The organism is Tardiphaga sp., assembly GCF_041424195.1.
Lineage (GTDB): Bacteria > Pseudomonadota > Alphaproteobacteria > Rhizobiales > Xanthobacteraceae > Tardiphaga.
In genome coordinates, this window is sequence record NZ_JBGMOE010000032.1 from 24,773 (window position 1) to 40,934 (window position 16,162).

The 16,162-nt window shown below is 62.9% G+C and carries 19 protein-coding genes; 10 read left to right on the plus strand and 9 right to left on the minus strand.

What is annotated here, in order from left to right:
* Positions 1-32 precede the first annotated feature (32 nt).
* The 4 genes from ACEK02_RS03860 (at position 33) to ACEK02_RS03875 (ending at position 2,534) form a co-directional block, all read left to right on the plus strand.
* Positions 33-893: a hypothetical protein gene (locus ACEK02_RS03860; RefSeq protein WP_371420481.1), complete on the plus strand. Its 861-nt coding sequence runs from the start codon at positions 33-35 to the stop codon at positions 891-893.
* Between the two features lie 167 nt (positions 894-1,060).
* Positions 1,061-1,474 (plus strand): MucR family transcriptional regulator, encoded by a 414-nt coding sequence (locus tag ACEK02_RS03865; RefSeq protein ID WP_371420482.1) that lies wholly within the window; start codon positions 1,061-1,063, stop codon positions 1,472-1,474.
* Positions 1,475-1,623: 149 nt separating this feature from the next.
* The gene (locus tag ACEK02_RS03870; RefSeq protein ID WP_371420483.1) at positions 1,624-1,827 is read left to right on the plus strand and encodes a hypothetical protein; all 204 of its coding nucleotides are present in this window, start codon (positions 1,624-1,626) and stop codon (positions 1,825-1,827) included.
* Positions 1,828-1,937: 110 nt separating this feature from the next.
* On the plus strand, positions 1,938-2,534 hold the full coding sequence (locus ACEK02_RS03875) for a DUF6456 domain-containing protein (RefSeq protein WP_371420484.1): 597 nt from the start codon (positions 1,938-1,940) through the stop codon (positions 2,532-2,534).
* Here the strand turns inward: ACEK02_RS03875 and ACEK02_RS03880 are convergent.
* Both ACEK02_RS03880 and ACEK02_RS03885 read right to left on the minus strand, forming a co-directional pair.
* Complete coding sequence (locus ACEK02_RS03880; protein WP_371420485.1) at positions 2,531-2,959, minus strand: SufE family protein; 429 nt, start codon at positions 2,957-2,959, stop codon at positions 2,531-2,533. The genes ACEK02_RS03875 and ACEK02_RS03880 overlap by 4 nt on opposite strands.
* A gap of 92 nt (positions 2,960-3,051) precedes the next feature.
* Entirely contained in the window at positions 3,052-3,441 is a 390-nt protein-coding gene (locus ACEK02_RS03885) for a DUF5330 domain-containing protein (RefSeq protein WP_371420486.1), read from the minus strand.
* A 409-nt stretch (positions 3,442-3,850) separates the two neighbouring features.
* Between ACEK02_RS03885 and ACEK02_RS03890 the strand changes: the two genes are divergently transcribed.
* Together ACEK02_RS03890 and ACEK02_RS03895 are read left to right on the plus strand one after the other, a co-directional pair.
* On the plus strand, positions 3,851-5,689 hold the full coding sequence (locus ACEK02_RS03890; protein WP_371420487.1) for a PAS domain-containing sensor histidine kinase: 1,839 nt from the start codon (positions 3,851-3,853) through the stop codon (positions 5,687-5,689).
* Positions 5,682-6,404, plus strand: a complete 723-nt coding sequence (locus tag ACEK02_RS03895; protein WP_371420488.1) for a peptidoglycan-binding protein — start codon at positions 5,682-5,684, stop codon at positions 6,402-6,404. The genes ACEK02_RS03890 and ACEK02_RS03895 overlap by 8 nt, the downstream gene beginning before the upstream one ends.
* Positions 6,405-6,439: 35 nt before the next feature.
* Here the strand turns inward: ACEK02_RS03895 and ACEK02_RS03900 are convergent, their stop codons facing one another.
* Positions 6,440-6,763 (minus strand): helix-turn-helix domain-containing protein, encoded by a 324-nt coding sequence (locus ACEK02_RS03900; RefSeq protein ID WP_089267016.1) that lies wholly within the window; start codon positions 6,761-6,763, stop codon positions 6,440-6,442.
* Positions 6,696-7,130 (minus strand): type II toxin-antitoxin system RelE/ParE family toxin, encoded by a 435-nt coding sequence (locus ACEK02_RS03905; protein WP_371420489.1) that lies wholly within the window; start codon positions 7,128-7,130, stop codon positions 6,696-6,698. Before ACEK02_RS03905 ends, ACEK02_RS03900 begins: the two co-directional genes overlap by 68 nt.
* Positions 7,131-7,269: 139 nt before the next feature.
* Here ACEK02_RS03905 and ACEK02_RS03910 point away from each other — a divergent pair, with 139 nt between their 5' ends.
* Entirely contained in the window at positions 7,270-7,617 is a 348-nt protein-coding gene (locus tag ACEK02_RS03910) for a DUF1491 family protein (RefSeq protein ID WP_371420490.1), read from the plus strand.
* On the opposite strand, the gene ACEK02_RS03915 is transcribed toward ACEK02_RS03910, so the two are convergent.
* On the minus strand, positions 7,614-8,594 hold the full coding sequence (locus tag ACEK02_RS03915; RefSeq protein ID WP_371420491.1) for a DUF2336 domain-containing protein: 981 nt from the start codon (positions 8,592-8,594) through the stop codon (positions 7,614-7,616). The genes ACEK02_RS03910 and ACEK02_RS03915 overlap by 4 nt on opposite strands.
* Before the next feature lie 267 nt (positions 8,595-8,861).
* On the opposite strand from ACEK02_RS03915, the gene ACEK02_RS03920 reads away from it, so the two are divergent.
* Both ACEK02_RS03920 and ACEK02_RS03925 read left to right on the plus strand, forming a co-directional pair.
* Positions 8,862-9,068 carry a hypothetical protein gene (locus tag ACEK02_RS03920; protein WP_371420492.1) on the plus strand — a complete coding sequence of 69 codons (207 nt, stop codon included), beginning with the start codon at positions 8,862-8,864 and terminating at the stop codon, positions 9,066-9,068.
* A 16-nt stretch (positions 9,069-9,084) separates the two neighbouring features.
* Positions 9,085-9,864, plus strand: coding sequence for a hypothetical protein (locus ACEK02_RS03925; protein ID WP_371420493.1), 780 nt, complete (start codon positions 9,085-9,087; stop codon positions 9,862-9,864).
* Positions 9,865-9,885: 21 nt separating this feature from the next.
* On the opposite strand, the gene ACEK02_RS03930 is transcribed toward ACEK02_RS03925, so the two are convergent.
* Positions 9,886-10,875, minus strand: a complete 990-nt coding sequence (locus tag ACEK02_RS03930; RefSeq protein WP_371420494.1) for a sterol desaturase family protein — start codon at positions 10,873-10,875, stop codon at positions 9,886-9,888.
* 303 nt (positions 10,876-11,178) lie between these two features.
* Here ACEK02_RS03930 and ACEK02_RS03935 point away from each other — a divergent pair, with 303 nt between their 5' ends.
* On the plus strand, positions 11,179-12,312 hold the full coding sequence (locus tag ACEK02_RS03935; protein ID WP_371420495.1) for a helix-turn-helix transcriptional regulator: 1,134 nt from the start codon (positions 11,179-11,181) through the stop codon (positions 12,310-12,312).
* Positions 12,313-12,412: 100 nt separating this feature from the next.
* Here ACEK02_RS03935 and ACEK02_RS03940 read toward each other — a convergent pair whose 3' ends face one another.
* The 3 genes from ACEK02_RS03940 to ACEK02_RS03950 are packed head-to-tail and all read right to left on the minus strand — an operon-like array spanning position 12,413 to position 15,897.
* Positions 12,413-12,991 (minus strand): DUF1254 domain-containing protein, encoded by a 579-nt coding sequence (locus ACEK02_RS03940; RefSeq protein WP_371420496.1) that lies wholly within the window; start codon positions 12,989-12,991, stop codon positions 12,413-12,415.
* Positions 12,988-13,566 (minus strand): DUF1214 domain-containing protein, encoded by a 579-nt coding sequence (locus ACEK02_RS03945; RefSeq protein WP_371420497.1) that lies wholly within the window; start codon positions 13,564-13,566, stop codon positions 12,988-12,990. The genes ACEK02_RS03940 and ACEK02_RS03945 overlap by 4 nt, the downstream gene beginning before the upstream one ends.
* 24 nt (positions 13,567-13,590) lie before the next feature.
* Positions 13,591-15,897, minus strand: coding sequence for a transglycosylase domain-containing protein (locus ACEK02_RS03950; protein WP_371420498.1), 2,307 nt, complete (start codon positions 15,895-15,897; stop codon positions 13,591-13,593).
* Positions 15,898-16,162 lie beyond the last annotated feature (265 nt).

A 16,162-nucleotide genomic window follows, 5' to 3' on the forward strand; every position in this document is an offset into this window, starting at 1 on the left:
TCGCGAGGTGTCCGTCGAGGAGTTCGAAGACTATGAAATTGCTGCTGATTGCCGGGATCGGGGTCATTCTGGCGGGCCTTGCCGCGATCGGCTTCGGAATTCCGGTCAAGGAATTCGGGTTCGGGAACACGCTGATCCTGACCGGAACTGTCGGGGCCTGCACCGGCCTGATCATGGTCAGTATGGCGCTGGCGGTCGGGGAGCTGAAGAAGTTCCGGCCGCAGGGCGAGATCGATGAACCGGTTCCGTCGCCCCGGCTGCCGCGCCGGGAACTGACCCTGCCGCCAGTCCCGCCGGAGGGCGCCGAGGAGGCGGATGGCGCGCCCGCGCCGGGCCCGCTGTTCAGCCGCGACCAGCCGGCCGCGCGGCCGGCCGGTCCCGAGCCCGGTGTGCCGCCGTGGCAGGACGAAGTGCTGCGTGACCGCGAGCGGCTTGCCACCGCCGCCGAGGCACCGGCACCGGAGGAGCCGAAGCGCCGCAATCTGCTGTTCCAGTCGTCGCGCCGCGAACGGGAGCGGGCCGAGGCCGCTGCCGCATTGGAGGCGGCAAAGCCGACGCCGGAACAGCCCGCCGAGCAGCCGAAGAGTTTCGAGGATGCCTGGCCGCAGCCTGACCGGTCGCGCTCGGATGCGATTCGCCGCGCCGCGCGTACGTCGTCCGCGGTGAGTGACAAGCTGCCGGATGCCGCGCTAATTCCGGATCGCTACGTTCCGCCACCGCCGGCCGAAGAGCCGCCGCAGGCATCGGGCGTCACCGTGCTGAAATCGGGCGTCGTCGATGGCATGGCCTATTCGCTGTATTCCGACGGCTCCATCGAGGCGCAGATGCCCGAAGGCATGATGCGCTTCGCTTCGATCGACGAGTTGCGCGAACATCTCGACAACAGGGGCTGACGCCGCTCAGCCCGTTCTGCCGTTGGCGCTCACTTTCAGCTGATCTCGACTAATCTTGCGTGCAGAATAAAATCGGTGCGCTATACGTTGCTGTTGCCCGCGCGGCTGCAATTCCCGCATAATTGCCAAGTAAAATGCGGCTCCAATCCTTGAAAGACGATAGCGCCATGAATGACATCGCCGGCAAGAGCTTCATCGATCTCACGGCGACGATCGTGTCGGCCTATGTCGGTCACAATCCGACCCCGGCCGCTGAACTGCCGGCGCTGATCGGTCAGGTTCATGCGGCGCTGGTTCGGGTATCCAGCGGCCGACCGGAAGTCGCTGCGGAGCCAGCGAAGCCGGCGGTATCCGTCAAGAAATCCATGACCGCCGAATATCTGGTCTGTCTCGAAGACGGCAAGCGCTTCAAGTCGCTGAAGCGCCATCTGCGGACGCAGTATGCGATGACGCCTGAGCAGTATCGGGAGAAGTGGGGTCTGCCGGCCGACTATCCGATGGTTGCGCCGAACTATGCGGTGGCGCGTTCGCAGCTCGCCAAGAAAATGGGGCTGGGCCAGCAGCGCCGCCGGCGGAAGTGATCCGGGCCAGCGATCCGCCCAAGTGGTACGCTCAAGTAAAACCAAGCAATAAATTCGGGTTCCGGCCTCAGGAACCAATATAGAACAAATCAGAGACGAAGAAAGTTCTACGTCTGGATGCGGGATAGATCTCCCGCCACGCACAATTGGTGTGTGACAAGACAGGCAAGCGAGACGTGAACTTTCAAGCGGACGTCGATGCCATCCAGCGCATCGGTGCCGGACCGCAAATTCCCGAAGTGATCTGTCGCACGACGGGGCGACGCCCGCGGGTCGTGGCCGAGGACGACGAAGAACTCTTCGCCGCCGGCAACCCGCTTCATTTTCACCAGGCCGCGGTTTTGAGTGATTGACCGAAGCCGTTGGCTCTTTTGAATAAAAGCCCAAGAAGGAATAAAGTCTAAGATTCTGCTTGCGGTTCTGTCTCGGGTGTGTGCTTATTGTCCTAAATGGAGTCGCCCCGATGAAAGCATCCCGCAACACCACGAAGCATCCAGACCATATCGATGGCCATCGGGCCCGGCATCTGTCGCTCGACACGCGGCAGATCCTCACCGAGGACGGCATCGCCAGCGTCCTCGTCAATGACGGCGAAAGCCCACTCGGCTGGCTGGCCCGGCGCAAGGGCCGTGATGGCCGCAGCATGATCAGCCCGCATCAGTTCATCGCCGGCGAAAGGCTGCGCGCCGATTTCACGCGCGGTAACATGGCGCCGCGCATGACGGCGAACTGGGCCGCGCCCACCGGCGGCCGACCACGCGGCGCCGGCAGCAGCCCCGGCGAGATGACGGACATGATGGTGACGTCGCGCCAACGCGTCAGTCAGGCGCTGGATGCCTGCGGACCTGAGTTTTCAGGGGTTCTGATGGATGTGTGCTGTTTTCTGCGCGGTCTTGAAGACATCGAGCGCGAACGCAACTGGCCGGCGCGCTCCGCAAAGGTCGTGCTGCAACTCGCGCTGGATCGCCTCGCGCGGCATTACGGTTTTGCCAGCGAGGTCAGGGGGCAGGCATCGAAAGTGCGCACCTGGCTCGCAGATGATGCGGCGTTCGAAAGCTAGCTCGCCGCCGCCAGGGTCTCGGTGGCGTCCCGGCGGATGCGCTCGACCATGGCGCGCAGGCCGTTGGAGCGTTGCGGCGTGAGGTGTTCCTTGAAGCCGAGTTCGTTGAATACCTTGATGGCGTCGGTGGCCAGAATGTCCTCGGCCTTGCGGCCCGAATACAGCGTCAGCAGGATCGCGATCAGCCCGCGAACGATATGCGCGTCGCTGTCGCCGAGATAATTCAGCACCGGCGCACCGTGGTCGCGGGCGACCTGGCGCGACAGCCAGACCTGGCTCGCGCAGCCACTGACCTTGTTGGCGGCGGAATGTTCCTCGTCCGGCATCGGCGTGAGAGTACGCCCGAGTTCGATGACGTACCGGTAGCGGTCGTCCCAGTCCTCGAGTAGCTCGAAATTATCGCGGATATCGTCAATCGTGGTCATCGGAACCTGCAAGCAATGTCAGGCCCTATATAAGGATCAACAGCGCCGAAAGCGACCGTCGTTTGCGGTAATTATCCGCCGAAATCAGCCGTTTATGGAGCAGCCGTGGGCGGCTGCCACTCGACCGCAAGGTCATCCTGGGTGAGTGTGTCAGGCTTGACCATGGCGACCGCACCCTGGTCCTCGTTTTCGCCACCGATCGAGCCGGTGGTATCCGGCTTCTTCTCGGTGATGATCTGGTAGATCTTCTTCGCGCCGTCCTTGGCGCGCTCGCCGATCACGGTGGCGGCATGGCCGCCGACTTCGCAGGTGGCCGGTTGGCGCTTGCAGAATTGAGCCATGTCGGACATCGCCGCACTCGCAGCCGATACCGCATCGGAAGCGCCGATCTGCGGCAGCTTGTCCGACTCCGGCGTCTTGTCCCTGGGCAGCAGCACGAGCACGAGCCCGAGCCAGAATGCCATGCGAAGCAGGAAGAACATCGCGAACCCCGTTAGTCTCTTCGAACCGTTGCGATTTGTCGCAATTGGGATCGAAGTTAGCAGCAGTCGATAAATTGCAAGTATTTGCGATGCGGTTAAATCGACGAAAATTCGCTTCATTCGGTTTGGCGTAAATTTTCCATTGATGATCTGTTCGTGCGTTTTCCGACACGATGTTGGGGATGCACACTTTCGAAACCATATGGACGCGGCCATGGAAACTACTCGTTCACCATCGTTGCCGAATGAAAATGCGAAAACTCCTCTTAAATCAGCGCTTGCGCATCAGGCATGGCGATCGCGGCGGTCACTTTAGCGTTCGCTTAATGTCGCTCTGACACGTTGGCGCAACGATAGAAGGAGGCGTTTCGGCGCGTCTGAATTTGACGATCAAGCCGAAGCGAGAGCAGTGACAGTATCGACCATCATCCGCGACTGCCTTGATGCCATGCTGCACCCTTCAGTGCGCTACGATGCGCTGACGAGCGCGCGTCATCGCGCCTTCATGGCGCCGCGTCTGCTCGGCAGTCTCGCGGCCTTCGCGGCTTTTCCTGTCTATCTCGCGATGCGCGGTGCGCCGAACGCGATCGAGGTTGCGGCCTTCGCCTGGCTGATGGCGCCGATCCTCGTGTCGTATTTTCTGTCGCGCACCGGTCGCTATGAGAGCGCACAGGTGTTGTCGTCCATCGCGCTCGCCGGCCTCGTGATGATGATGGCGATCTCCACTGGCGGCATCAACTCGTTTGCGGCGATCTGGCTTGTGGTGGTGCCGATCGAGGCGGCACTCTCGGCTTCGCGCCGGATCGTTGCCTTTGCCTCGGCGCTGGCGCTGTCCTGCGTCGGCATCCTCATCGTGCTGACCAGCCTTGATTGGTTGCCCGCATCCGAAGCCGGTGTCGCCGGCCATGGTGTGTTCATGGCGTTCGGGATTGCCTCCGCCACCATCTATGCTGCCGGTCTGGCTTTCGGCGCGGAGTCGCTCGCGCGCACCAGCGTCTCGCTGCTCTATGTCGAGGAAGACCGCTATCGCCTGCTGGCGCGGAATATGAGCGACGTGATCTCGCGTCATCGTCACAATGGCGCCGTGCAGTTCATTTCGCCTGCGGCTGAGGCACTCATCGGCGCGCCGGTGCAGCGGCTGCTCGGCCATGGCCTGTTCGACCGCGTGCATGTCGCGGATCGCCCGGCCTATCTCACGGCTTTGTCCGACGCCGCACGTGGCGGCGAGGCCCGCAGCGTCGAATTCCGTCTGCGCCGCGATGTCGTGCGCAGCAATGAGCGCCTGCGCCCATCGGGGTTCGAATTCATCTGGGTCGAAATGCGCTGCCGCCCGATGGAGCAGGGCGCCGATACGTCAATGCCCGCCGATGCGGAAGTCGTCGCCGTGCTGCGCGATGTCACCGACCGCAAGCTGCAGGAAGAGGCGTTGGCGCAGGCCCGCATCGAGGCCGAACGTGCCGATGCGTCCAAGACGCGTTTCCTCGCCACCATGAGCCACGAACTGCGCACGCCGCTGAATGCCATTATCGGCTTCTCGGACATGCTGGTGCAGGAAGAGCTGATGATGCTCGATGCGGCCAAGCGCAAGGAGTATGCGCAGCTGATCAACGATTCCGGGCAGCACCTGCTGTCGGTGGTCAACGGCATTCTCGACATGTCGAAGCTGGAAACCGGAAATTTCGAGATTTCGCCGGAACCGTTCGCGCCGCGTCCGGCGCTGATCAATTGCTGCAATCTGCTGGCGCTGAAGGCCCGCGAGAACGGCATCGATCTCATCACCGATGCGCCGAAGGATCTGCCTGAGGTCAACGGCGACCCGCGCGCATTCCGGCAGATCCTGCTGAATCTCGTATCCAATGCCATCAAGTTCACCGAGCGCGGCGGCAGCGTCACCGTGGCTGCGGGCGTCGAGGGTTCACGCTTGATGCTGCGCGTCAGCGATACCGGCGTCGGCATCGCATCGGACGATCTGGCACGCATCGGCGATCCGTTCTTCCAGGCCGGCAAGACCTATCAGCGGCGCCACGAGGGCACGGGCCTTGGTGTGTCCATTGTGAAGAGCCTCGTCGGCATGCATGGTGGCGAGATGCAGGTGCAGAGCCGGATCGACGAAGGTACCACCATCACGATCGCGCTGCCGCTTGAGTTTACGCCGCAGGCCGAACGCGCCAGCAATATCGCGACCTTGAATCCTGCGGTGCGCGCCGCGCCAATCGACCAAGCCCATCAGGTGAAGAAGAGTGCCTAAAGCCAGTTCCAAAGCGACCAAGTCCAAACGCGGGCGCGCCGTCGCCATCGTCGATGAGCCCGCCGAGCGCGGCATCGTGTTGCGCGTGCTGCTGCACAGCCCGAAGGACATGGTCGCCGGTCTGATCGCATTCGCTGCGGTCAGCGCGATCATTGCCAATGCGGTCTTCCTGCAGAAGGGCCATCATCCGTCGCCGATGTTCGGTTCCAGCACCGTCGTCGCATTTCCGGCTCCGGCACCCGTCGTCAATCCGCTGCCCAAGCCGCGCCCGCTGGACGCTGCGGCGTCGGACACCAAGCTCGATTCCCGCATGCTGGACTCCAAGCCTGTCAACAGCGCCAATGAACCGAAGCCGTCGCTTGCGGCCAGGCCCGTCGAACAGCGCGCGGCCGATCCGGTCGGCAATCTCCTGAAAGCGCCGGCCCCACCGCCAACAACCGCGGGCGCTGTGGCGCGCCCGCCGGCTGCGATCCCGAATGCAACGCGCACCGATCCGCTCGGCGATCTCATCAGCAATACGCGCCGCGTCGCGGCCGTGCAGCGTGCGCTGACGGAATACGGTTATGGCCAGTTGAAGCCGACCGGCAATGTCGGCTCCGATACCGCGGCCGCGATCCAGCGCTTCGAACGTGAGCGTAAATTGCCGGTCACCGGGCAGGTGTCCGACCGCATGGTGCGCGAACTCGCCACCGTCACCGGCCGCGCGATCGACTAGCGCCGATCCCGCGGCTGCCGGACCGGCGATGCGGTTCACGACATTTCGAGTTCGACGCGTGCCTGCTTCTTCGTCTTCGCGTCCGATACCTCGATTTTGACGCGCTCCCCGAGGGCAACGAGAAATCCAAACAGGCGCTCATAAGAGTAGCCGCTGAACTGTCCGCGCAGCAGCTTGGAGACGTCGGGCTGGGCAAGGCCAATCAGCTTGGATGCCTGTGCCTGGGTCAGTCCCTTGCTTTTGATGCGTGCGGCAATGCCGAGAACAATCTCGGCCTTGATGAGATGCTCATCAGCGTTTGGCAGGCCGAGATCGGCGAAGACGTTGCCGCTGCTCTTGGTGCTTGCTGGTTTTTTCATTGCTGCCCTCCATGGCTTCTTCGTAAAGCGCCATTGCGTCTTTTAGACGGGATTTGATCAGGTCAATCTCGGTCTTGGGGGTCTGGATTCCGGATTTCGACTTCTTCTGAAACGCGTGGAGAACGTAGACCATGCCCTTCAGTTTGATGGTGTAGACCGCGCGAAACATATCGCCATCAAAATCGGAGACGATCTCCACAACGCCTGCGCCGTGGAAGCCTTTCAAAGGCTTCGCATCGGGATGCTTCTTGCCTTTCTGGGCCGCACGCAGAGCAAAACCGATGCATACCTTCACAGGCACCGGAAACTCCGAAAGATCGTCTTTCGACGACCCCACGAATTCCAGGGGTGTGTCGGTGGGTGACATTCTGATATTGATGCCGGGCGACGTTGCGCGTTATAGTCATAATACTATAAACGGGCGTCGCGTCAATTGCGCATTTCGGTTGGTCCCCGCTCTCGAGGTCACCTCGCAATCTCGTTTTCTGGAGTAATCAAGGGCTCAGATGTCACGATTGAAGTCAGCCATTTGGGTCGCCGCCTATCTGCGCCGCTGCCAGACCGAGGGCGTGTTCGGCGCCGTGCGCCGTCGTGGTGCAGAGGACGCGGGCGCCGTATTCGTCAAGGTCGCGCTGCTGGATGGCACCGCGATGCTCTACACGCCGGCGCCGCAGAGCGCCTATGACGAGAGCCGCCCTGTCGATCGCGTGTTCGCGCCGTCGCCGCCTCAGCCGGTCGAGGAACGCAAGATCGAAGAGCGTTTGCAGAAGGAGATCTCGTTCGATCCCGATGTCTGGATCGTCGAGACCGAAGACAAGGCCGGGCGGCATTTTCTCGAACTGGCGAAGGGCTAACGGCCCGACGAATTCCGCGTTACGCGCGTGATATCCTCGCCAGGCTGGACGCTTGGCCGTGCCTGCGGCGCGCTCGGCCGTGCGCGCTGGCGCTCATCGTCATAAAGTGCAGGCCGGAATTTGGCGCGCGTCGCGGCCATATGCGCGCCGCGCCAGGCGGCCACCATGATCAGCGCCGAGCGCTCGCTGAGCACGTCATACATGCGCGCGATCCGGTAGACATTGGTCACCGACGTGCCGAATTCCGGATTGAGGAACAGCAGCACGCGCTGGAAGATGTCGCTCTTCATGCCGAGCGCCTTGGCGCAGCAGGCAAGGGGCTCGCCGCCGGGATCGTTGACGACCTGTTCGGCGATGGCAGCGGGCAGTATCAGGGCTTCACTCAGCTCGCGCGCAAAGTTGTCGCGGTCTTCGGCAAAGGCGGCCATTTCAAGAATGTGCATGGCGCGGGCGGCGCGCGCTGCGGGGATCCGTGCCGACGATCGCAGTGGCGTTTCGGCGAGATTATGCAGGATCTGCGCGCGTTCGCTGCTCGACGCCGCAAAGAACAATGTGCTGATCTCGGTCGCATCCTTTGGCGCCATCGCCATATTGGCGGCGACGCGCATCTGGGCTTCGCTCGGCTGCTTGACCGTCGGAGCCAAAACAGACTCGACCGCGGGAATGGGCTGCGCCAGCGGCACCTGTTGTCCGGGCTCGGTCGGGCGCAGATTGAGACGGTTCAGGATCGCGCGCGGTGTGTTCGGATAGATCGACAGCCGCGCGCGGACCGCGGCGCGGGTGGCATCGTCGACCTGATCAATCAGGCGGGCGGTGAGTTCGACGAACTGTTTCTCTTCGTCGATCGTGTGGTTCGGCGCCTGGACATAGAGATCCGTCAGCACGCGCAACAGGGTCGGCCGCACATCCACACCTTCGCGACGCGAGAGCGTCAGCAATCCATCAAAACCCGGAAACATCGGAGGTGAGGCAGGCATGGCGATACGCTTACTGAGGGAACCTTGCCTCAAATTATCGCAGACGCATTAATATGTGTTTAACCATGGCCGTTGGCCGAGGGAGAGCGGTTTCGCCGAGTCGTTTCAACGATGCAGGTGCGAGTGGAGCGCGCGTCCGTTGATATCGCGCGGCATCTCCGAGCCGTTGTGTGGACGACAGGCGCGGCATTAACAGACCGTTAACCATGAATGTCCTTAATGACGGTGCGTCGGCAAATGGGCGAAGCGGCGCGGAGAGACCGGATAATGAGCACCATCATCAAGTTTCCGGCGGATGCGGCAGCGCGCAGGCTGGGCGTGAATGTGGCGCCGTCTCCCCGCGAAACCTCCGCCGAAATCCTGATTCTCCCGGTGATCCGTATCGAGCGTCAGGTCGAAGACAGCAATGGTGGCAGTGGCCCGGAAGAGGGCACTGCGCCCGGACGCCGCCGCAAGCGCCGTGCGCGTTCCTGATTCAGGATCCAACACCATGTCGGCGATATCCCGTCCGGACCGGATACGGCTTCGGCGCCTGACGCCATTCTTGATATTCGTCACCTTGATCGGCAGCACGCTCGGCGGCTGCGCCGGCGGCGATTTCGGTCGCACCCGCAACAATGCGGTGACCGACGACATGCATCGCTGGATCGGCGTCGAGGCCACCGGCAGCGTCGGCCTGAAGTCGTCGGAATTCCAGCTCACTGATCTCGAACGCCAGATGCGCGATCTCGCTTATCCGCTGATCGAGCCGCCGCATTCGCGCCCCCTGTGGAAGAGTGTGTTCGGCGACTACAAGCCGATTGCATCGCCATGGCGGCAGAATGTCACCTACGATCGCACGGCCTATGGCCGGCTTCTGATCGACGAGCCGCATCGCTCGCATACGTCGCGCTACAGCGTGCTAATGGACGACGCGCGCGATGACATCCTGCGTTTCGAAGCGTTTTATGCGACGGCGGCAAAGGTCGTCGAGCTCGATCGCAAACGCAATGCCAGTCTGAAGCTGGTGTCGGCGCTGGAACCGAAGGAGCGCGCCGACGCCATCGCGCGCATGGATGAGAATGCGCTGATCGTGCAGTGGGTCGAGCAATGCCTGGAGCGCCGGGTGTCGTCCTATAAGTGGGCGCTGGAACGCATGGTGATCCACGCCCCCGATGGCATGGCATCGAGCGCGGATATGCTGATCGGCGAATTGGCGGCGCAGACCACGGCCATGGCCGGCAGCCTCACGCCGGTTCGCCCTGGCAAGACGCTGCGCGTCGGCGGATAACCAGAATTCTTGAGGTGATGCTTACGGGGATTGCGCACTGCTCGGGGCCGGGCTTGTGCTGCCGTCGGTTCGGGGATCGGCCTGTACGTCATTCACGGTCTGGCGGCCAAGAATCTGCCGCGCGCCTTTGCGCGAAAACGGCTGCACGATCTGCCCCAGAAAACCCGATGCAACCTTGCCGCTGATGCCGAGCCGGTCCGGCGACGCCTTGGCGGGATTGAGATAGGTGCCGAACACATGGTCCCACACCATGATGTTCTCGCAATAGTTGCTGTTGCCTTCCTGGAGCGTCTTCGAATGATGCCAGCGATGCAGCTTTGGCGTCGCAAAGATCGGATCGAACAGCGCCGTGCGCGTCTCCACATTGCAATGGGTGAGCAGGCCTGTGATCGCCGTCACGGCGCCGACCCACAGGAACACAGGCAACGGCGCGTCGAGCAGGTAGAGTGGTGCCTGGCTGAGCACCATCTTGATCAGCGAGTCGATCACGTGGAAGCGTCCGGTATTCACCACCCAGAGCCGGACCACGCTGTGGTGAAGCGCGTGGAAGCGCCAGAAGAACAGGTTTTCGTGTGCGATCCGGTGTGACCAGTAGAGTCCGAATTCGGCAATCACCAGCGCCAGCACGACCTGCGCGATCAGCGGCCAGTGTGCCGGCCACAGATGCGAGGCGTGATCGTTCGCCCGTGTCAGGGTTGCCATCGCCATCGGAGCGATCGCGGTGGCCGCGACCGCCAGTTGCGCCGTGCCCTTGGTCAGCAGCGTGTGCCCGATATCGTTGAGCGCCTCGCCGTCATGCTCCAGCCAGTCCTCACGATGTGGCATCAGCCGTTCGAGGGCGACGATGGCGAGAAACAGCGTCGCATAGACGGTATTGAACCAGAACAACGGCGCATCGCTGGCGAAGGCCATGCCGGCACCGAGCAGTGCCCCGAAATACAGCAGCGGCCACCAGATCAGGGACAGGAGGTGGGTGACGGCCGTATCGGACGGCTCTTGGTCGTGTTGCATGGAGGCCCCGCATTCGCGCCGATTCGTGGGTCGACGATGGAAGCGGAGCTTCGCTGTGGCAGATGGCAGCCAGATTACGCCAGAGGGCTCTTTAGACGTTTTCCATGCGGAAAAACGTCACGGTTACGTCTCACAAGTGATAATTCACACCGACACGGACATCGCCACAGCTACACGCCACGAGATTGGCTGTCGTCACCCCGAAGTATGATGTGGTAAAATATGCGCGTCTGCGCGTCCGGAAATTGACTTCGATCTCGCCGTGCCACACGAGGGCACGCGCAATCACGGATTTGGAATGTCATGGACGCTGTCGACAATGACGTGCTCTCCTCAATCATCGGAGATATCTACGATTGCGTTCTGAACCGTGAGGGATGGTCACGTGTTCTCATCCGCATCACGCAGACGATGGATGCGGCTTACACCACGATCGCCCTGGCAGGCACGTCGGACAATCACGGCCGGTTTGCTGCCCAGTCGCCCTGGGATGCCGAGCGCATGCGCGCGCTGCAGGACTACAGTTTCGACGATATTCCGGGCCTGAAAGCCGCCGTGGTCGGCGATATCGACACGCCGGTATCAACGCTCTCGCTGATGCCCGAAAGCGAGCTGCAGAAGACCGCGTTCTTTCGCAATTGGGCCGGCCCGCAAGGACTGCGCGAAGGAAGTGTCGTCAAATTCGTTCACACGCCGGATCGCATCGGTCTGCTTGGCTGCACGACCCGGGCGGAAAGGGCTGCCGTATCTGCCGCGGATCAACGGTTTCTGACCTTGCTGTCTCCGCATTTGCGCAGGGCAGCGATGATCAGCGACCTGCTCGATGACGTGCGCGTGACGGCGCATCTGTTTCGCGAATCCCTCGAGAACCTCGCGGTGCCCATCGTACTGACCGACGCGGCCGGATCGGTGCTCCATGCCAATGCAAGTGCCGAACGCATGTTCGCAACTGATGGTCCGATCCTGCGTCAGGGGCGAACCATTCAGGCACAGAACGCAATGATGGGCGATGCCTTGTTGCAGGCGATCGCAAGCGCCGCATCGGACGTCTCGCTCGGCGCCAAGGGCATCGGTCTGCCGGTGTCGGCGGCAGGGCAACCGCCCGCGGTCGCCTATGTCCTGCCTTTGACGGCTGGTACGGCGCGCGCCGCGTTTCGCCCCGCATGTGCGGCCGTCTTCGTGTCGACAACGACCTCGGCCTCTCCAATGCCGGAGGCGGTCCTGACAACGCTGTTTGAACTGACGCCCGCCGAAGCGCGTGTGCTGGTGAGCGCCGGAAAGGGGCTCAATCCGTCCCAGACTGCCACTCTGCTCGGGATTTCAGAGAATACGCTGAAGACGCATCTCAACCGGATTTACGCCAAGACCGGCAGGTCACGACAGGCCGATCTCGTGAAGCTCGTTGCCGATATCGGCACGCCGCTGGCTACGGGATGAAGTAGGATGGGGAGGGCGTCTTCGCGATACCCATCATGTTAGCGTGTGATCGATGGGTTTCGCTGCGCTCTACCCCATCTACGACTATCACGGTCGCTTATCAGCGCTTGCCCTTGACCTGTGCCGCTGGCGGATCGGTCTGCACGCGGCAATTCGAGGCGGCGAGGGACGCCTGGGCTTGGGCCATCAGGCCCGGTTCGGCGGCGAGGGCTTTCAGCACGATCAGGCCTGTCGCAGTCGGGGAGTCGATGATCAGCCGGTCGGCCGAAGTGACGTCCTCTTCCTCGGGAAGGGCTTCGTGCTGCGCCTCGGTCATCAGATCGAGCTCGATGACGCGGCGGCCGGCGGAGCGGTCGTTGATCGCGTAGTAAGCGACGTCGCTGCGGGTATAGAACGACACCGATGTGTAGGACTGGCTGACTGGCACCGTGAGCTTGATCGGTCCCTTCGACAGATCGTAGCGGCAGACAGCCATGGCGAAGGCCGGATCCATGAACGGCAGCAGCGCATTGGACGGCTCGGTCTGCGGCAGTGTTGTCACCGCATTTTCCTTCGTCACCGCGGCGAGGCGCGAATAGGCATCTTGTGTGGCAATGCGCGGCAGTGCCAGCACGCTGACAAGATGCACGATGCCGCCGAGCACGACACCGGCAATGAGTGCAAACAACAGCCGGATCATGGGCAGCCCACCGTGGCGATGGCGGGCATCGGCGCGTCCTTCTGCGTACGAGTCGCGACACCCACCGGGGTATCGTACAGCCGCAGCATCAACACGTAGCGTTCCAGCGCACTGGTCGGCAGCCAGTTGCCGGACCGGGAACGCGCAGCAATGCGGATTTCGAACGCGCCATCGGCACTGCGCACCACTTCCTGGCTGGTGAAGCCGTAGCGCTGCAACGTATTGGCCACGAGGCGGCCCTTGGTGTCATAAAGCGATAGTGTCCAGAACCGCGCCGCAGGCGTTACGCCGGACACGACGACATCGCAGCGACCATCGAGTGGCTTCTTCTTGTCGTCGGTGGTGGCGGTGAAGGTGACACCGTCGCCCGTGCCGATCGGCAATTCGCCCGACCGTGCAATGGACGCACGTGCATAGGGATCGATCTCGCTGGTGCCGGTGCGCGGGCGCGCGGTCCATGCACCGATGGTGAGCGTGCCGAGGTCTGTACCGCGGGTCGCGGTGGTCCACGTCAGACCGAGACCGACAGCAGTGGCGATCGCGAGCGCCAGGAGCGTGAGGAAGATCAGCCGCACATACGCACCGTCATGATAGCAGCTTCAGTTCTTGCGCGACGCGGGGGCGGTTGCGGATGTGGTTGCGGACGTCATTGGTTTGGCATCCGCTGCATCTGCATCATTGGCCGACGCGTAGCTCTCGGGGAAGGCCAGCGCGGAGGAGGCGCGGGGCTTCAGGGGTTCGTTGGACGATGTGCGGCCGGCGGTCTTGCCGGCGTCGTCGAGCAGCTTCTCGACGCGCAGCAGGATGTCGGCACCGCGGCGCGTCAGGACCGGCGGCGGGCCGGGCTTGGCGTCCTGCGCGTTGGCGGCCATGACGGACGACGCAGCGGCGGCCGGGTTCTTGGTGCCGAGGCCGACGCCGGGCAATTCCTTGATCTCAATGCCCTGGTGGGCAACCACCATGATGTCGTGCCAGGTCTGCGCCGGCAACGAGCCGCCGGTCATGCGGTTGGTCGGCGAATAGTCGTCATTGCCGTACCAGACCGCGCAGGTGAAGTTGCCGGTGTAACCGACGAACCAGGCGTCGCGATACGCATTGGTGGTGCCGGTCTTGCCCGCGGTCGGAATGCCGTCGAGGGCGGCGCGGCGCGCAGTGCCTTCGGAGACCACGTGGCTCATCATGCCAGCCATGTCGGCGGCGACGGAGGCAGGGATCGCCTGCAGCGGCTTCTTGCCGTCGCGGTCGAAGCGCCACACCAGATCTCCGGCGCCGGTGCGCACTTCCAGCACCGCATGCGGCGTTACCGACTTGCCCTTGTTGGGGAAGGTGACATAGGCGACGGCGTGTTCGAGCACGGACACTTCGGCGGAGCCGATCGGCAGCGATGGCGTATCGAGCAGCGGCGCCGTGATGCCGAAGCGGCGCGCGGTTTCGACGATCTTGGCGCGGCCGGCCTTGGCGGGGTTCGGTGCGCCCTTGCCGAGCGCGATCGAGATCTTCACGGGCACCACATTGATCGACCGCGTGATCGCCTGCGTCAGCGTCACATTGCCGGAATAGGAGTGGCCGTAGTTCTGCGGGCACCAGTTGCCGATACAGACCGGGCCGTCGAGGATGATTGACGTCGGCTTGTAACCGTTGAGGAGGGCGGTGGTGTAGACATAGGGCTTGAACGACGAGCCGGGCTGCCGCATGGCATCGACAGCGCGGTTGAACTGGCTCGCGCCATAGTCCCGTCCGCCCACCATGGCCCGCACGCCGCCGTCGAGATCCGACACGACGGTTGCCGCCTGCGTGGCGTGATAGTCGCGGCCGAACTGGCGCAGCTGATTTTCGATGGCGGCCTCGGCGGCACGCTGCACGTTCATGTCGATGGAGGTGCGTACCACGAAGACGCGTTCGACATAGGATTTCGGAAACGTATCGACGAGACGGCGCATCTCGTCGAACGCCCAGTCGAGATAGTAGTTCGGCGAGATTTCCTGACGACGATCGACCGCGACCGCCGGATTGCGCCGTGCACCGAACACCTGGCCTTCGGTCATGAAGCCGGCATCGACGAGGTTGTCGAGCACCTGGTTGGCGCGGGCGCGGGCGGCAGGCAGGTTGATGTGCGGCGCGTATTTGGTCGGCGCCTTGAACAGGCCGGCCAGCATCGCGGCTTCGGCGAGGTTCACGTCGCGCGCGGATTTGTTGAAGTAGAAATGCGCGGCGCCGTCGACGCCGAAGGTGCCGCCGCCCATGTAAGCGCGGTCGAGATAGAGTTTCAGAATTTCATTCTTGGTCAGGCGGGTTTCCAGCCAGATGGCCAGGAACGCCTCGTTGACCTTGCGCTCGATGGTGCGCTCGTTCGACAGGAACAGGTTCTTGGCGAGCTGCTGCGTCAGCGACGAGCCGCCCTGACGCACGCCGCCGGCCTGCGCGTTGGTGACGAGCGCACGCGCGGTGCCGGCGATGTCGATGCCGAAATGGTCGTAGAAACGGCGATCCTCGGTGGCGAGGGTGGCCTTGATCAGGTTATCCGGGAAATCTTCCAGCGGAATGGAGTCGTTGTGCTTGATGCCGCGACTGCCGATCGGATTGCCGTAACGGTCGAGGAAGGTGACGGCGAGGTCGGATTTCTTCAGCCAGTCCTCATCGGCGGTTTCGCGAAACGCGGGCTGCGCCAAAGCGAGCATCAGGATCAGACCACCAAGGCCGATGGTGGCCATTTCCGACAGCGGCTCGATGAAGACCCAGCGCTTCCAGCGACCGACATAGAAGCGGTCCATGAAGGTGGAGAACCGCTCATAGAGCTCGCGGGTGCCGCGGCCGGATGAGAACAGGCCGGAATCGATGCGCGCATCCAGATCCAGCAGGAAATGCCGGAACTTGGTCTTCCAACTGGATGGCACGATCTGAGGCACCGGGGCCCTTGGTTTGTTGCAGCGCTCGTGCGCCACCCCACCGGGCACCGCGCGGACGTCATGCTGAAATAATGCGGCAACCCGGCGGCAGGTTTGCGACCGCCGGAGAGTCGTTCAAGTTCTAGCCGAGCAGGGCGCATAAACCAATGGCATTGCTTATCATTTGCGCGACAGGGCTAACGACTCGCCGGGTTTTGCCCTTGTTTGCGGAGCCGCAATCACGATGTTGCTTGCAGAGCCGGCATGGCACCTCCTAGAAGGGCGT